The sequence below is a fragment of the Rhodococcus sp. MEB064 genome (genome assembly GCF_000834565.1).
Lineage (GTDB): Bacteria > Actinomycetota > Actinomycetes > Mycobacteriales > Mycobacteriaceae > Rhodococcoides.
Genome location: NZ_JXQS01000036.1, coordinates 19,657 through 34,779 on the forward strand (window position 1 = coordinate 19,657; position 15,123 = coordinate 34,779).

Annotated in this window: 14 protein-coding genes and 1 tRNA gene; 4 read left to right on the plus strand and 11 right to left on the minus strand. The window is 67.6% G+C overall.

From position 1 onward, the window contains the following. Positions 1-57: 57 nt before the first annotated feature. The 4 genes from thrB to argS form a co-directional block, all read right to left on the minus strand. A complete protein-coding gene (gene thrB, locus RU01_RS15730; RefSeq protein ID WP_042575621.1) occupies positions 58-990 on the minus strand; it encodes a homoserine kinase in 933 nt (310 codons plus the stop codon). Between the two features lie 61 nt (positions 991-1,051). Continuing rightward, entirely contained in the window at positions 1,052-2,359 is a 1,308-nt protein-coding gene (locus RU01_RS15735) for a homoserine dehydrogenase (protein ID WP_082043178.1), read from the minus strand. A 59-nt stretch (positions 2,360-2,418) separates the two neighbouring features. Continuing rightward, positions 2,419-3,840, minus strand: coding sequence for a diaminopimelate decarboxylase (gene lysA, locus RU01_RS15740; protein ID WP_042575514.1), 1,422 nt, complete (start codon positions 3,838-3,840; stop codon positions 2,419-2,421). After that, the gene (gene argS, locus RU01_RS15745; RefSeq protein WP_042575515.1) at positions 3,837-5,489 is read right to left on the minus strand and encodes an arginine--tRNA ligase; all 1,653 of its coding nucleotides are present in this window, start codon (positions 5,487-5,489) and stop codon (positions 3,837-3,839) included. The genes lysA and argS overlap by 4 nt, the downstream gene beginning before the upstream one ends. Positions 5,490-5,644: 155 nt before the next feature. On the opposite strand from argS, the gene RU01_RS15750 reads away from it, so the two are divergent. The 3 genes from RU01_RS15750 to RU01_RS15760 all read left to right on the plus strand — a co-directional run bounded on the left by RU01_RS15750 (position 5,645) and on the right by RU01_RS15760 (position 7,358). After that, positions 5,645-6,535 (plus strand): DUF3105 domain-containing protein, encoded by an 891-nt coding sequence (locus tag RU01_RS15750; protein WP_042575516.1) that lies wholly within the window; start codon positions 5,645-5,647, stop codon positions 6,533-6,535. Further along, positions 6,532-7,224 carry a DUF305 domain-containing protein gene (locus RU01_RS15755; RefSeq protein WP_042575517.1) on the plus strand — a complete coding sequence of 231 codons (693 nt, stop codon included), beginning with the start codon at positions 6,532-6,534 and terminating at the stop codon, positions 7,222-7,224. The genes RU01_RS15750 and RU01_RS15755 overlap by 4 nt, the downstream gene beginning before the upstream one ends. Positions 7,225-7,282: 58 nt before the next feature. Then, a tRNA-Arg gene (locus RU01_RS15760) sits at positions 7,283-7,358 on the plus strand. Here the strand turns inward: RU01_RS15760 and RU01_RS15765 are convergent. Together RU01_RS15765 and RU01_RS15770 are read right to left on the minus strand one after the other, a co-directional pair. After that, positions 7,359-7,994 carry an alpha/beta hydrolase family protein gene (locus RU01_RS15765; RefSeq protein WP_042575518.1) on the minus strand — a complete coding sequence of 212 codons (636 nt, stop codon included), beginning with the start codon at positions 7,992-7,994 and terminating at the stop codon, positions 7,359-7,361. It abuts the tRNA gene before it with no gap. Between the two features lie 69 nt (positions 7,995-8,063). Next, a complete protein-coding gene (locus tag RU01_RS15770; RefSeq protein ID WP_042575623.1) occupies positions 8,064-8,873 on the minus strand; it encodes a hypothetical protein in 810 nt (269 codons plus the stop codon). A 199-nt stretch (positions 8,874-9,072) separates the two neighbouring features. On the opposite strand from RU01_RS15770, the gene RU01_RS15775 reads away from it, so the two are divergent. Next, on the plus strand, positions 9,073-9,603 hold the full coding sequence (locus RU01_RS15775; RefSeq protein ID WP_042575519.1) for a MarR family winged helix-turn-helix transcriptional regulator: 531 nt from the start codon (positions 9,073-9,075) through the stop codon (positions 9,601-9,603). Between the two features lie 70 nt (positions 9,604-9,673). Here the strand turns inward: RU01_RS15775 and RU01_RS15780 are convergent, their stop codons facing one another. The 5 genes from RU01_RS15780 to RU01_RS15800 are packed head-to-tail and all read right to left on the minus strand — an operon-like array spanning position 9,674 to position 15,087. Beyond that, entirely contained in the window at positions 9,674-10,459 is a 786-nt protein-coding gene (locus RU01_RS15780; protein WP_042575520.1) for an enoyl-CoA hydratase, read from the minus strand. Then, the gene (gene mmsB / locus RU01_RS15785; protein ID WP_442970543.1) at positions 10,456-11,352 is read right to left on the minus strand and encodes a 3-hydroxyisobutyrate dehydrogenase; all 897 of its coding nucleotides are present in this window, start codon (positions 11,350-11,352) and stop codon (positions 10,456-10,458) included. The genes RU01_RS15780 and mmsB overlap by 4 nt, the downstream gene beginning before the upstream one ends. Next, the gene (locus RU01_RS15790) at positions 11,346-12,431 is read right to left on the minus strand and encodes an enoyl-CoA hydratase/isomerase family protein (protein ID WP_042575521.1); all 1,086 of its coding nucleotides are present in this window, start codon (positions 12,429-12,431) and stop codon (positions 11,346-11,348) included. Before RU01_RS15790 ends, mmsB begins: the two co-directional genes overlap by 7 nt. After that, positions 12,428-13,567, minus strand: coding sequence for an acyl-CoA dehydrogenase family protein (locus RU01_RS15795; RefSeq protein WP_042575625.1), 1,140 nt, complete (start codon positions 13,565-13,567; stop codon positions 12,428-12,430). The genes RU01_RS15790 and RU01_RS15795 overlap by 4 nt, the downstream gene beginning before the upstream one ends. Positions 13,568-13,578: 11 nt before the next feature. Further along, a complete protein-coding gene (locus tag RU01_RS15800; protein ID WP_042575522.1) occupies positions 13,579-15,087 on the minus strand; it encodes a CoA-acylating methylmalonate-semialdehyde dehydrogenase in 1,509 nt (502 codons plus the stop codon). Between the last annotated feature and the right edge of the window lie 36 nt (positions 15,088-15,123).

The window sequence follows — 15,123 nt, forward strand, 5'->3', positions numbered from 1 at the left end:
ATGTACGGACGCGAACCACAATAGCCGTGATCACGGGTACGGGCAAGAATCCGCGTGTCAGCGCGTCGCGACCCCGTCGGCGATGTCGAGTTCCATCACGGTCATGCCGTCGTCCTCCGCGCGGGAGACGAGGTCCTGGCCGATCGACGACGTTCCGAGCACCAGGACCGTCGGGCCGGCTCCGGACACCGTGGCGGCGTGGCCCTGTGCGCGCAGTGTCTCCATCCACCGCGTCGTCAGCGGCAGCGCCGAGGCGCGGTAGGGCTGATGGAGCCGATCCTCCGTCGAGAGCATCAGCAGATCCGGCCGGGACGTCAACGCGATCACCGCGAGCGCGGACCTACTGGCATTGAAGGCGGCATCGCGGTGCGGCACCAGGTCCGGCAGCAACCCACGAGTCTGTGCGGTGGACGACCGTTCGGTCGGGATGAACACGGTCGCACCGATGTCGGGGTGCACGGACAGCCGCTCGGCCGAATACGAGCGAGGCCCTTCGGGCGGCCCGGATTCGTGACTCCACGACACGACGGCCCCGCCGAGAACACTGGCCGACGCGTTATCGGGGTGTCCCTCGAACTCCGATGCGAGTTGCACCATCTGGGCCGGGGACAGCGCCAGTGAGGGATCGACGGACGCCGCCAGGCAGTTGGCCGCGGCCAGCCCTCCGACGACGGCCGATGCGGACGAGCCGAGGCCCCGTGAATGCGGAATCCGGTTGTGGCAACGGACTTTCAAGCCGTCGGCCCACACTCCTGCGGACTCGAGACCGCGCTCGATGGCCCGCACGACCAGGTGGGACGGACCCCAGGGAACCTCGCGCGCGCCCTCACCGTCGACCTCGATGTCCAGCCCGGATTCTGCGACGGTGACCGTGACGTCGTCGTGCAGGCCCAGCGCCAGACCCAGAGTGTCGAAACCCGGGCCGAGATTCGCACTCGACGCGGGTACCCGGGCATGGGCGACCGTTCCGGTAGCCAACGTCCTCGTCACGGTGTGCGGCCCGTTCACTATGCCGGCTCGGGGAGCGCGGCGCGTCCGCCGATTCGCCGGGTCATTCGGACGTGCCCTCCAGGCGCAGGACACTGGTCACGGACGTCACGATCTCGAGCTCGGTCAAGGCGGCGACCGTCGCGGCCAGCGCCGATTCCTTCGCGCGGTGTGTCACGACGACGAGACGTGCGTGCTCGCTCGCGCCCTCCTGACGCACCGTGGAGATACTGACGTCGTTCTTCGCGAACTCTGCTGCGACGGCGGAGAGAACGCCCGCGCGATCGGCTACCTGCATGTTCACGTGGTACCGAGTGGGCGTGTCCCCCATCGGTGCGACGGGGAGCTTCGCGTAGGTGGATTCTCCGGGTCCGCGGCCGCCGTAGAACTTGTTGCGCGCCGCCATCACCAGGTCGCCCATCACGGCCGATGCCGTCGGTGCTCCGCCTGCGCCCTGACCGTAGAACATCAGTCGCCCGGCAGCTTCGGCCTCGACCACCACGGCGTTGAACGCGCCGGACACCGAGGCGAGCGGATGCGACAACGGCACCAGGGACGGGTAGACGCGAACGGAGATGCGGTCGTTGCCCTCGTCGTCGGTCACTCTCTCGCACAGGGCGAGCAGCTTCACGGTGCAGTCGAAGGCACGAGCCGTCGCGATGTCGGATGCGGTGATCGAGGAGATGCCCTCGCGGTACACGTCGGCCGACGTGACGCGGGTGTGGAACGCCAGCGATGCCAGGATCGCTGCCTTGGCCGCGGCGTCGTAGCCCTCGACGTCGGCGGTGGGATCGGCCTCGGCGTAGCCCAGGCGGCCTGCTTCGGCGAGGGTGTCGGCGTAGTCCGCGCCCGTCTCGTCCATCGCCGACAGGATGAAGTTCGTCGTGCCGTTGACGATGCCGACGACCCGGTTGACGCGGTCCCCCGCCAGCGACTGCATCAGCGGACGCACCACCGGAATGGCCCCGGCCACAGCAGCTTCGAAGTACAGATCAGCGCGGTGCTTCTCCGCCGCATCGGCGAGCTCACCGGTGTACTCGGCGAGCAGCGCCTTGTTCGCCGTGACGACGGACTTCCCCGCGTTGAGCGCGGCCAGGATGAGTTCGCGTGCCGGTTCGATGCCGCCGAGCACCTCGACGACCAGGTCGACGTCGTCGCGGGCGACCAGTGCGTCGACGTCCGTCGTCAACAGCTCGGGATCGATGCCGCGATCCTTGTCGAGGTCACGGACCGCCACGCCCCGAAGAATCAGCGGGGCACCGACGCGCGCGGTGAGGTCGGTGGCGTGCTCGAGCAGGATCCGCACGACCTCGCTGCCGACGTTTCCCATGCCGAGTACGGCGACGCCGATGGGCTTGTCGACGGGGCTCACGAACGCCGCGGCCCCCGTGGCCTGTGTCGAATCCGTGGACTGTGTCGCTTCTGGTGCGGTCACCGGTCTACCTCCAAGCTGAGCAGGTCGTCGAACGTTTCGCGGCGGAGCACGAGGCGTGCTTCGCCATCCCGCACGGCGACGACGGCCGGACGAGGCAAGAGGTTGTACCGCGAGGACATCGAGTAGCAGTACGCGCCGGTGGCACCGACAGCGAACAGGTCGCCGGGACCGAGGTCCTCGGGCTGCCACGTGTCGCGGATGACGATATCGCCGCTCTCGCAGTGCTTTCCGACGATTCGAGCCAGAACTGGGGAAGCTTCGGACGTACGCGAGGCAAGCAGTCCGACGTACTCGGCCTGGTACAGCGAGGTACGGATGTTGTCGCTCATACCGCCGTCGACGCTGATGTAGCGACGGGTGCGGTTCGAGTCGACCGTGACGTCCTTGACGGTGCCGACCTCGTACAGCGTGACCGCTCCGGGGCCGGCGATGGCGCGGCCGGGCTCGACAGCCAGTGTCGGAGTGGCGATACCGGCAGCAGCGGATTCGGTCTCGACGATGTGGGTGAGCTTCGCGGCGAGCTGATCCACCGGCGGCGGATTGTCGCCCGGCACGTAGTGGATTCCCATGCCGCCACCGAGGTCGACCACCGTGATCTGCGACGTCTTCTCAGGTCCGAACTCCGCCTTGATGTCTCGGAGGAGACCGATCACGCGATGCGCCGCCAGCTCGAAACCGTCGACCTCGAAGATCTGGGAACCGATGTGCGAGTGCAGTCCGACCAGTCGCAGATTGTCCGTCTCGAACACCCGTGCCACGGCGCGCAGTGCACTGCCGTCGGAGAGCGAGAAGCCGAACTTCTGGTCCTCGTGAGCGGTGGCGATGAACTCGTGCGTGTGCGCCTCGACGCCGACGGTGATGCGGATCAACACGTCCTGCACGGTGCCCGCGGCGCCCGCGATCTCGTCGAGCCGGTCGATCTCGATCATGGAGTCGAGCACCACGTGCTCCACCCCGGCGCGAACTCCGGCGTCGAGCTCGGCGCGGGACTTGTTGTTGCCGTGCATGGCAATTCGATCGGCCGGGAAACCTGCGTTCAGAGCGATCGCGAGTTCACCACCGGAACACACGTCGAGCGAGAGACCCTCGTCGGCGACCCACCGGGCGATCTCCCCGCACAGGAACGCTTTCGACGCGTAGTGCACGCGCTCGGGTGCACCGAAGGCCTCGGCCATTTCGCGGCACCGCGACCGGAAGTCGTCCTCGTCGATGACGAACAACGGGGTGCCGTACGTCTCGGCCAGCTCCGTCACCGACACTCCCGCGAGCGTCACCACACCGTCGTCACCACGAACAGCATTGCGAGGGAACACCTTCGGATGCAGGTCGGTCATACCGGCTGCGTTCGCGGGACGTTCGGGAGTTCCGGATCCGGTGGCCGGCTCCGCGTGACGCGGGCCGGCGGGATGCGCGCTCACATCTTCTCCGGTGCGCTGACGCCGAGCATGGCGAGGCCGTTGGCCAGGACCTGGCGGGTGGCGTCGCCGACGGCGAGGCGGGCGGTGTGGACGGGCATCGGTTCCTCGTCTCCTCGGGGCAGGACACGGCATGCGCCGTAGAAGCGGTGGTACGCGCCCGCCAGTTCCTCGGCGTACCGCGCGATGCGGTGCGGCTCCCGCAGAGCTGCGGCGCTGGCGACGACGCGGGGGAACTCTCCGATGGTGCGGATGAGATCACCTTCGGCGGCATGGGTCAGCAACGAGAAGTCCGGGTTGTCGGCGGAGACACCGAGTTCCTCGGCGCCGCGTGCGAGAGAACACAACCGGGCGTGCGCGTACTGCACGTAGTAGACCGGGTTGTCGTTGCTCCTGCTCGCCCACAGGGCGAGGTCGATGTCGATGGACGAATCCACCGACGAGCGGACCATGACATACCGCGCGGCGTCGATACCGATGGCGTCGATGAGATCGTCGAGCGTGATCACCGTGCCGGCGCGCTTGCTCATCTTGACGGCGACACCGTCGCGCACGAGGTTGACCATCTGACCGATGAGAACCTCGACCGTCGCCGGGTCGTCGCCGAAGGCGGCAGCGGCGGCCTTCAGGCGACCGATGTAGCCGTGGTGGTCGGCGCCGAGCATGTAGATGCAGAGGTCGAACCCGCGCGAGCGCTTGTCCTGGAAGTACGCGATGTCACCTGCGATGTACGCCGCGTTCCCGTCGCTCTTGACGACGACGCGGTCCTTGTCGTCCCCGTACTCGGTACTGCGGAGCCACCAGGCTCCGTCCTTCTCGTACAGGTTGCCGGAACTCTTGAGCGTCTCCACGGCGCGGTCGACGGCGCCGGACTCGAAGAGCGAGTTCTCGTGGAAGTACACGTCGAAGTCGGTACCGAAGTCGTGCAGATCCGACTTGATCTTCGTGAACATTGCGTCGACCCCGATGGCGCGGAACACTTCCTGCCGCTCGTCGTCGGGCAGATCCATGACGTCCGGACGCTGCGCGAGGACGGTTGCGGCGATCTCGGCGATGTACTCCCCCGCGTACCCGTCCTCCGGCGCCGGCTGTCCCGAGGCGGAGGCGACGAGAGAGCGTGCGAACCGGTCGATCTGCGCGCCGTGATCGTTGAAGTAGTACTCCCGCGTGACGGCTGCGCCGCGCGAGGTGAGGATGCGTCCGAGCGCATCGCCGACCGCAGCCCACCGGGTACCGCCCAGGTGCACGGGACCGGTGGGGTTGGCCGAGACGAACTCGAGGTTGATCGAGGTGCCCGTGAGGTCGTCGGACCAGCCGTAGTGCACACCTTCGCGCTGGACGCGCTCGACGATGGCACCCTGCGCGGACTTCGCGAGTCGGATGTTGAGGAAGCCGGGGCCGGCGACATCGACCTCGTCGACCGCGTCGGCAGCAGCGAGGGCCTCGGCGAGCCAGCCGGCCAGATCGCGGGGGCTCACACCGGCTTTCTTGGCCACCTGCATCGCCACGTTGCTGGCGTAGTCGCCGTGTTCCGGGTTACGCGGACGGTCGAGCGTGACGGTCTCGGGCAGCACGGCAGGGTCGAGTCCGTGCTCGGTGAGCACGGTCGCCGCGGTAGCACGCAGCAGTTCGGCGAGATCGGCGGGAGTCACGGGGCCTTATCCTATGGTCTCGCCACACCGCGGCCCGACCGCGGTCACCACTGGTCGTCCGCGGTGCGCATCAGCGCACGCTCAGACTCGCTCCGTACAGTGGTGCTGCCTCGAGTACGTGCCACTCATTCCTCGATCGAAAGAGCGCTCCGACCATGCCAAGCGGTTCCGACAAGAAATCTGGAAAGTCAGCCAAGGCCATCAAGGCTGCCAGCAAGACCGGCACCCGGAACAAGGGTGGCGTTCCCTCCAGTGTGGGGTCGGGCAAGCGTCGTCAGATTCCGTGGCTCACGATCGCGGCGACCGTCGTGGTCGTCGCGCTGATCGGCGCCCTGGCCTGGAACCTGGTGCCCAAGTACCAGGACCGTGCGGAAGCGCAGAAGTTCGCGCCGACGGAGCAGAACCAGGATCCCTCGACCGGTATCGACGGCGTCGTCAAGCAGGACTACCCCGCTGCTCTGCACGTCACGGGTGCGCAGCGCGTCGCGTACGACCAGTCACCGCCCTTCGGTGGACCGCACGACCAGGTCTGGGCCAATTGCATGGGCACCGTGTACCCCGACGGGCTGCGCGCCGAGAACGCCGTGCACTCGCTCGAGCACGGCGCCGTGTGGATCGCCTACAACCCGGACGAGCTCAGCGAGGATCAGATCGCGACGTTGTCGGCCAAGGTCGAGAACCAGCAGTACATGCTGATGTCCGCGTACCCCGGCCTCGACTCCCCCATCTCCCTGCAGTCGTGGGGCCACCAGCTGAAGCTGGACAGTGTCGACGACCCGCGCATCGACCAGTTCATCTCAGCCCTGCGCCTGAACCGGTACGCGTACCCCGAGGTCGGCGCAAGCTGCTCGACGACGCCCGAGACGTTCGATCCCGACAACCCGCCGCCCTTCGACCCGTCGGCTCCCGGCGCGGACGCAGTCCCGATGAGCGGTGAGGGCATAGCGCCCGACACGTCCGAGATCACCGGCACGGATCAGCTGCCCAGCGGCCTGCAGCTGCCCAGTGACGTGCAGCTGCCCAGCGGGACGGTCCCCACACCGTGACCACGACGGCGACGCAGGACGCACCACCCGGGCAGCGGAGCCAACGCTCCGCCCTCCTGGTACTCGGGGCGGTCGCGCTCCTGGTGGTGGGATTCGCCATCGGCTTCCTCGCGCAGACACCCCTTCGTGACGACGCCGCGCCGAACCCGGGTGCGGACTCCGTCGACGTCGGCTTCTCACAGGACATGACCGTGCACCACAACCAGGCCATCGAGATGGCCACCATCGCGCTCAGCGGGGCGTCCGACCCCCTGGTGAAGAACCTGGCGTACGACATCCTGACCACGCAGCAGAACCAGGCCGGGCAGATGCAGGGATGGCTGGCGCTCTGGGATGCCGCTCCGCTTCCTACCGGTGGCTACATGGGCTGGATGACGGACGACGGCGGGCACTCGATGTCCGGCATGGGCGGATCGTCGATGACCGGGCCGGTGCAGACGATGCCGGGAATGGCCTCCACTCAGGACATGACGGACCTCCGCGCCGCGTCGGGACCTGCGCTCGACGTCCTGTTCCTGCAGTTGATGCTTCGTCATCACCAGGGTGGGCTGACGATGATGCAGTACGGCGAGGTCCATGCCGAGACACCCGCCGTGCGGAACCTGGCTCGGACGATGGTGAACACCCAGACGTCCGAGGCGCAGTTGATGACGCAGATGCTCACGGAGAAGGGCGCTGCGCCGCTCTGATCCGGGCATGCGCTACTCTTGGGTCCGCCCGAACGGCACGCCGGAATTCTTCCGGTGCGCCCCCGTAGCTCAGGGGATAGAGCGTCCGCCTCCGGAGCGGAAGGCCGCAGGTTCGAATCCTGCCGGGGGCACCATCACTCGCGATCCGCGAGCATCTGCATCACCGCATCCGCCGCACGGCGGGCCGTCGGCTTCCTGGTCGGAGCCAGATCGTGTCCGGCCCCCTCGATCGTCACGACGGTCACGGGAGCGCCGATGAGCGCAGTGTGCTCCGCCATTTCCTCGCCGGTGGCGAAGGTGTCCCGCGAGCCGTGCACCACGACCGTCGGCACCCGGATGTCCGGAAAGTGCTCGGTGCGCAGCGTCTCCGGCTTCTTCGGTGGATGCAGCGGATAGGACAGCGCCAGAAGCCCGTCGGCGATCCGAGGTTCCTCGGCGACGAGCATCGAGGCCTGCCGTCCCCCGTACGAGTGCCCTCCCACGATCATCGGGACATCGGATCGCATCGCGGTCACCGCGGCAGCGATTCCGGCGCGGTCGGCCGCCGCGCCCGCCCGGTTCGGAGGACCCTTGGGCCGGGCCTGCCGGAACGGGAGATCGATGCGGGCGACTCGAATGCCGCGTTCCGCCAGCTCGGTGGCCACGTGCACGAGAATCGCTGCGTCACAAGTGCTTCCGGCCCCGTGCGCCAGCACTGCCGTCGCGACGACAGTCCCCACCGGATCGTGGATCACCCCGGAGATGCCGTCCGCCGTCCAGTCGCGAGTCATCCACGGGACGGTAACGCAGAACGGGCACCGACCGCAGTGGTCGATGCCCGTCCGCTCGCGCGTCGGATGTCAGGGAACCTGCGTCAGCCCCACGGTGGGGAAGAAGGCGCAGGTCTTGCCGTCGTGGGACACCTGCCCGAAGACCGCGGAGAGCACGGTGCCGGAACCCGTCGCGACGGGCGCGAGGCGCACGCCGGCGTTGGGGAACTTGGAGAGGTTGTTGTTCAGCAGGTCACGGCCGATGGTCTTGAACGGTTCGCCGAGCGGCTCGATGATCTCGGAGAGGATCACGTCGGTGAGCCCGCCCATGTCCGCGAACCCGCCCTTCAGGGAGTTCACGTTGAACCACGCCACCTGCATGCCGGACTTGTCGGCGCCGTCGTTGACGATGCCGCCCGGTGCGGGGACGAAGGCGTACAGCGTCTCGCCGGGATCGGCGATCGTGGTGTCGATGCCGGGGAGGGACGGGATGCTGACACCCGGAACCTTCGGGGTGTAGGGCCCGGGAGCAGCGCCGGCCACAGCGGGAACGATGCCCAGCGGTGCGCCCGGCAGCGCCGAGCAGTTGATGGCAGCCGTCGGGTAGAAGAACGGGGTCAGGCCGAATCCGCTGAGAAGACCGTTCGCGGCGTTCAGCAGGGCCAGGGGGTCGGTACCGGCCGGTTCCGCGACGTCGACGCTGGGCGCAGCACCGGCGACGGCCCTGGCGGCCGCGAGCGCGGCATCACCCGGAGCGGCGGAGCCTTCGAGCGTGGACAGGGCCTGCTGCAGCGGGTCGGCTGCAGGGGCGAGCGGTTCAGCGGATGCAACGGCCGGGAACACGAGGGCTCCGGCGCAGGCGATGGCCATGACGGCGATCGACCGACGTGATGAACGCATGGGGTACTCCTCGAACTGGGGGGGCAGATGCGGGGTTGGGGGAACCGCCTGGTCCGATTCGACCACGAGAATCGTCAGGTCACGGTAGTCGAGACTGCATTGATACCAAAGTGTCGCATGATGCTGATGTGACGGACGTGGTTCGACGGCACCCGCACGCTGTCGGCGCTCGAGGCCCCCGACGTGGGAAGATCACGTCATGTCGTCAGCACCCAAGCTCCCGCTGGACCCGATCGCGGAGGCTCACCGTCAGTGGCTCCGACACGGATGGGCGGACGCAGCGGACGGGATGGCTGCGGTCACCTCGATCATGCGGGTGCAGCAGATCATGATGGCCCGCGTCGAGGAAGTGCTCAAGCCCACCGGTCTCACCTTCGCGCGCTACGAACTGCTGACGCTCCTCACGTTCACCAAGACGGGCGCGCTGCCGATGGCGAAAGCCAGTGCGCGGCTGCAGGTTCACCCCACCTCGGTGACCAATGCCGTGGACCGACTCGAAAAGGCAGGCCTGGTCCGGCGCGTGCCTCACCCCACCGACCGCCGCACCACGCTGGTCGAGATCACCGACACCGGAAGAACTCTCGCGGTGGCCGCCACCGAGGACCTCAACGACCGTGTGTTCGGACTGCCCGGTGCCGATGGCGCGGACCTGGACAAGCTCGTCTCCATCCTCGCCGGGATACGACGGCGCGCAGGCGACTTCGACGACGAGGGCGCATCGGGCTGGTGACGCACGACGATCCGGTGCGAAAACCGTCGCTGAGCGAGGGATTCTGCACCGGATCGTCGGCTGATGGCACTCAGCGGTGCCGGAACTCCGGTTGACGCTTCTCGGTGAAGGCGGTCATGCCTTCGGTCTGATCCTCCGTGGCGAACGTGGAGTGGAACAGACGGCGCTCGAACCGCACTCCCTCCGCCAAAGTCGATTCGAAGGCACGGTTCACCGCCTCCTTCGCCATCATCGCGATGGGAAGAGATTTCGCCGCGATGGTCTCGGCCGTGGCCAGAGCATCGTCGAGCAGGTCGGCGGCCGGCACGATGCGGGACACCAGCCCGGCACGTTCGGCTTCCTCGGCTCCCATCTTGCGACCGGTCAAGCACATCTCCATGGCCTTCGCCTTGCCCACGGCCCGCGTCAGGCGTTGCGATCCACCGATCCCCGGGATGACACCGAGCGCGATCTCCGGCTGACCGAACTGCGCAGTGTCGGCGGCGATCAGGATGTCGCACATCATGGCCAGTTCACATCCACCGCCCAGGGCGTATCCGGCGACGGCCGCGATGGTGGGTGTGCGGACTGCTGCGAAGTCGTCCCACTGCGCGAAGAAGTCCGTCGTGTACACCTCCATGTAGGTCTTGGACTGCATCTCCTTGATGTCGGCTCCGGCCGCGAAGGCCTTCTCCGATCCCGTCAGCACGATCGCCCCGATACCGGTGTCGCGATCGAATGCCGTCGCGGCAGCCAGCACCTCGGTCATCAACCGAGAGTTCAACGCGTTCAGCGCTTTCGGGCGGTTCAGCGTGATGATGCCGACGCGCCCCTGCGTGCGGACCTCGATGGTCTCGTACTCGGGGGTCCCGCTCATGCCGTGCCTCCGGACCGCTCGCGGATCTCCTGCACGATGCCCGAGAAGTCCTTGTCACCGTGCTCGGCGGCATAGTCGTCGTACATCTTCGCCGCGAGCATCCCCAACTCCGCCTCGACACCGTTCGCGCGCACGGCATCCGAGACCAGCCCGAGATCCTTGCGCATGAGAGCGGCGGCGAACCCCGGCGTGTAGTCGTTGTTCGCGGGACTCGTGGGTACGGGTCCCGGTACCGGGCAGTTGGTGGTCAGCGCCCAGCACTGCCCGGACGCGGTGGAGGCGACATCGAAGAGCGCCTGATTGGTCAGGCCCAACTTCTCGCCGAGGACGAACGCCTCGCTCACCGCGATCATGGACACACCGAGGATCATGTTGTTGCACAACTTGGCGGCTTGGCCGTTACCGCTCTGTCCGCAGTGCACGATCTTGCGACCCATGATCTCGAGCAGTGGGTTCGCGTCGGCGACGTCGGTGTCCTCGCCCCCGACCATGAAGGTCAGGGTTCCGGCCGTAGCGCCGCCGACACCACCGGAGACCGGAGCGTCCACGGCCCGGTGTCCGCCCGCACGGGCAGCGTCCGCCGCCGACCGGGCATCCGCGACGTCGATGGTCGAGGAGTCGACGAACAACGTGCCGGCCTGCGCGGCCGGAACGACCTCCGCGTAGCAGTCGAGCACATGCTTGCCGCTGGGAAGCATCGTGACGACCACCGCGGCGCCTTGGACGGCGTCCACAGCAGACGACGCGACGGTGATGCCGATGGCGCGAGCCTGCTCCAACGACGCCGGGACGAGGTCGAACCCGCGGACGTCGTGCCCGGCGGCCGCGAGATTGGCGGCCATGGGCCCGCCCATGTGACCGAGTCCGAGGAATGCGATGACCGAGCTCACGATGATGGTCCTTTCGATGCGAGACCCAGCTCGGCGTCACCGAGGGGTGCGAAGAAGCGGTCGACGTCGGCCGGGGACACGTCCTGCAGGCGGGTCGGTGACCACGTCGGCTGCCGGTCCTTGTCCACCACCTGCGCCCTTATGCCCTCGACGAGGTCCGGGCTGTCGAGGCACGCGATGGACACGCGGTACTCGTCGTCGAGAACCTCGTCGAGCGACGACGCGGCAGCAGCCCGGCGCAGCGAGCGCAGGGTGACGGCGACGGAGGTGGGCGACTTCGACTCGATCGCGTCGGCCGCCGCCACCGCGTCGTCGTGACCCAGCGCGCGAAGACGCTCCACGATCGCCGACGCGTCCTCCCCCGGGTAGGCCTCGTCGATCCAGGAGCGTTGCCCGATCAGCGCGGACTCCGGAGCCGGAGAGGCGAGTGAGAGAGCCGTGTCGACGGTGCCCGTGTGGAGCGCCTCGACGAAGTCGGCGAGAGACTCCGTCGGGATGTACGTGTCGGCGAAACCGGCGGCGATGGCGTCACCGGCCGTCATGCGCGCCGTGGTCAGAGCGAGGTGTGTGCCGATCTCTCCCGGAGTGCGGGCGAGCAGATACGTCCCACCGACGTCGGGCACGAAGCCGATTCCGACTTCCGGCATCGCGATCTTCGACTTCTCGGTGACGATGCGCTCGGATGCGTGTGCCGAGATCCCGACACCGCCTCCCATGACGGCACCGTCCATGATGGCCACGATCGGTTTGGTGTACCGGCTGATGCGGGAGTTCATGATGTATTCGTCCCGCCAGAACCGTGCGGTGGCGGAGCCCGTCGGCCAGTTCTCCCCCGCCTTCGCCTTCGCGTCGTCGTGAATGGCGACGATGTCGCCGCCGGCGCACAGACCGCGCTCACCGTTTCCCGTGATGAGAACGGCGCGGACACTCGCGTCCGTCTCCCATTCGACGAGTGCCGCGTCGATACTGCGCACCATCTCGTGAGTGAGAGCGTTGATGGCGCGGGGGCGGTTCAGCGTGACCGTGGCGATACCTCGGTCGACGGTGAGGAGAACGTCGGACTCGGATGCGGTGTCGCTCACGCGGCACCCACCACCGATCGAGCGATGACGATACGCATGACCTCGTTGGTTCCTTCCAGGATCTGATGAACTCGGAGATCGCGGACGATCTTCTCCAGACCGTACTCACTGAGATAGCCGTATCCACCCAGCAATTGGAGCGCGTCGTTGGCGACGGTGAACCCGACGTCGGTGGTGAACTTCTTCGCCATGGCGCACAGCTGCACCTTGTCGGGAGCATCGGCGTCGAGCGCACTGGCCGCACGCAGCAGGAGGACACGTGCGGCTTCGAGGTCCGTGCGCATGTCGGCGAGCCTGAACTGCAACGCCTGTGCGTCGAGAAGCCTCGACCCGAACGCTCGCCGATCGGCGAGGTAGCGGACCGCGATGTCGAACGCGGCCGTCGCGCCGCCCAGCGAGCAGGCCGCGATGTTGATGCGGCCGCCGTTGAGCCCGTTCATCGCGATGCGGAACCCGTTGCCCTCGCCGCCGAGCAGATTCTCGGCCGGCACCGTGACGTCCTCCAGGATCACCTGGCGGGTGGGCTGCGCGTTCCAGCCCATCTTGGCCTCGTTGGCGCCGAACGACAGTCCCGGCGTGTCCTTCTCGACGACGAACGCCGATATCCCGGAGGGTCCCGCGCCGCCGGTTCGCGCCATGACGACGTAGACGCCGGACTCGCCGGCACCGGAGATGAACTGCTTGACGCCGTTCAGGACATAGGTGTCGCCGTCGCGCACCGCCTTGGTGGACAACGCGGCGGCATCCGACCCGGCGCCGGGCTCGGTCAGGCAGTAACTTCCCAGCGTGTCCATCGTGCACAGGGCCGGAAGCCACTGTCGCCGTTGATCGTCGGATCCGTACGTGTCGATCATCCACGCGACCATGTTGTGGATCGACAGGTACGCGGCGATCGACGGATCACCGGCGGCGAGCTTCTCGAAGATCCGCACGGCGTCGACCCGGCGCAGACCGGAGCCGCCGACGTCCTCGGCGATGTAGATCCCGCCCATGCCCAGTGCCGCCGCCTTGCGCAGGACGTCCACCGGGAAGTGCTTGGTCCGGTCCCACTCGACAGCGTTCGGAGCGAGGAACTCCGCGGCGAAATCGGCTGCCGTCTCGCTGATCGCGCGCTCGTCCTCGTCGAGCGCGAAGATGTCCGCCACCGTCAGTCCATCGTCGGGATGACGAAGTGGTTCTGCGCCACAGCTTCCTTGCGGCCGCTGGGCCACCGCTGGGTGACCGTCTTGGTCTTGGTGTAGAACCGCACCGAATCCGGACCGTGCTGGTTGAGGTCGCCGAATCCGGACCGCTTCCAGCCGCCGAAGGTGTGGTACGCGATCGGCACCGGGATGGGAACGTTGACGCCGACCATGCCGACGTTTACCCGCGCGGTGAAGTCGCGCGCCGTGTCACCGTCACGGGTGAAGATCGCCACGCCGTTGCCGTACTCGTGAGCCGACGGCAGGCGCAGAGCCTCCTCGTAGTCGTCGGCACGCACGATCTGCAGCACCGGCCCGAAGATCTCCTCCTTGTAGATGCGCATGTCCGTCGTCACCTTGTCGAACAGCGTTGCGCCGGTGAAGAACCCGTTCTCGTGCCCCGCGAGAGAGAAGCCGCGGCCGTCGACCACCAGGTCCGCACCCTCGTCGACACCGATCTGCACGTAGTCCGTGACGCGCTGGACGGCCTCGGCCGTGATGAGCGGTCCGAAGTCGCTGCCCGCGTCGTCGCTGCGTCCGACGCTGAGCTTCTCGACGCGCTCGACCAGCTTGGCGCGCAGGGCTTCGGCTGTCTCCTCGCCGACGGGTACGGCGACGGAGATGGCCATGCAGCGCTCTCCGGCGCTGCCGTAGCCGGCACCGATCAGCGCGTCGGCGACCTCGTCGAGATCGGCGTCGGGCATGACGATCGCGTGGTTCTTGGCGCCACCGAAGCACTGTGCCCGCTTGCCGTGCGCGGCGGCGGTCTCGTAGATGTACTGCGCGATCGGGGTGGAGCCGACGAAGCCCACGGCGCTGATGCGGGGGTCGGTCAGGATCGCGTCGACTGCTTCCTTGTCGCCGTTGACGACGTTGAAGATGCCGGGAGGGCCACCTGCCTCGAGGAACAGCTCGGCCAGGCGCAGCGGCACGGAGGGATCTCGCTCGGACGGCTTGAGGATGAACGCGTTGCCGCAGGCGATGGCGGGCGCGGCCTTCCACAGCGGGATCATCGCAGGGAAGTTGAACGGGGTGATGCCGGAGACGACACCGAGAGGCTGACGCATCGAGTACACGTCGATACCCGTTCCGGCACTGGCCGTGAACTCACCCTTGAGCAGGTGCGGGATGCCGGTGGCGAACTCGACGACTTCGAGTCCGCGCTGAATGTCGCCCTTGGCGTCGGCGACGGTCTTGCCGTGCTCCGAGGAGAGCAGCTGGGCGAGCGGCTCCATGTTCTTGTTGATGAGCGCGAGAAAGCGCATCAGGACGCGGGCGCGCTTCTGCGGGTTCTGCAGCGCCCACTCGACCTGCGCCTCTTCGGCATTCGCCACCGCTGCCTGGACCTCCGCCGTACTGGCGAGGGGGACGCGGGCCTGCACGTCGCCGGTGTTGGGGTCGAACACGTCGGAGAATCGGCCGGACTCCCCCGACACGTGCTTGCCACCGATGTAATGAGTGAGTTCTCGGGTCACGGATCCACCTTCGTCGTTGAGTCAGGTAATCCTATA

Excerpts from the sequence above, each read along its gene's own strand:
- RU01_RS15750 (WP_042575516.1), top strand. The coding sequence starts at position 5,645 with ATGCCAAGCGGTTCCGACAAGAAATCTGGAAAGTCAGCCAAGGCCATC.
- RU01_RS15765 (WP_042575518.1), bottom strand. The coding sequence starts at position 7,994 with ATGACTCGCGACTGGACGGCGGACGGCATCTCCGGGGTGATCCACGAT.
- RU01_RS15770 (WP_042575623.1), bottom strand. The coding sequence starts at position 8,873 with ATGCGTTCATCACGTCGGTCGATCGCCGTCATGGCCATCGCCTGCGCC.
- RU01_RS15775 (WP_042575519.1), top strand. The coding sequence starts at position 9,073 with ATGTCGTCAGCACCCAAGCTCCCGCTGGACCCGATCGCGGAGGCTCAC.
- RU01_RS15780 (WP_042575520.1), bottom strand. The coding sequence starts at position 10,459 with ATGAGCGGGACCCCCGAGTACGAGACCATCGAGGTCCGCACGCAGGGG.